The organism is Vibrio sp. OPT41 (assembly GCF_015163595.1).
Lineage (GTDB): Bacteria > Pseudomonadota > Gammaproteobacteria > Enterobacterales > Vibrionaceae > Vibrio > Vibrio alginolyticus.
Window position 1 is genome coordinate 1 of record NZ_JADDYH010000083.1, and the last position, 332, is coordinate 332.

At 39.5% G+C, this 332-nt stretch carries 1 protein-coding gene and 1 rRNA gene; one reads left to right on the forward strand and one right to left on the reverse strand.

Annotated elements, in window-relative coordinates:
• Positions 1–87 (forward strand): 16S ribosomal RNA (locus tag IQP38_RS25455); the annotation flags it as partial.
• On the opposite strand, the gene IQP38_RS26855 is transcribed toward IQP38_RS25455, so the two are convergent.
• Positions 77–332, reverse strand: a 256-nt coding sequence (locus IQP38_RS26855) for a hypothetical protein (protein ID WP_228010199.1), incomplete at its 5' end; no start/stop codon positions are given. The genes IQP38_RS25455 and IQP38_RS26855 overlap by 11 nt on opposite strands.

Consider the following 332-nt stretch of genomic DNA (forward strand, 5'->3'; position numbering starts at 1 on the left):
GGGACGCTTACCACTTTGTGGTTCATGACTGGGGTGAAGTCGTAACAAGGTAGCGCTAGGGGAACCTGGCGCTGGATCACCTCCTTAAACGATGATTACTCACGATGAGTGTCCACACAGATTGATAGTTCACAAGCGCAAGCTTGTAGCTAACATAGCTCTTTAACAATTTGGAAAGCTGACAAAACAACAATTTATTGTTGTTTGTAAAGTTCTCAATGTTTATCGAAAGATAAACACCAAAAAACACATTCAAGTGTTCTTGGCTTTTTGTTTTCATTTTTTCTAAAAATGAAGGTAAAGAGATGAGTCCGGCAAAATCGAATGTCTCT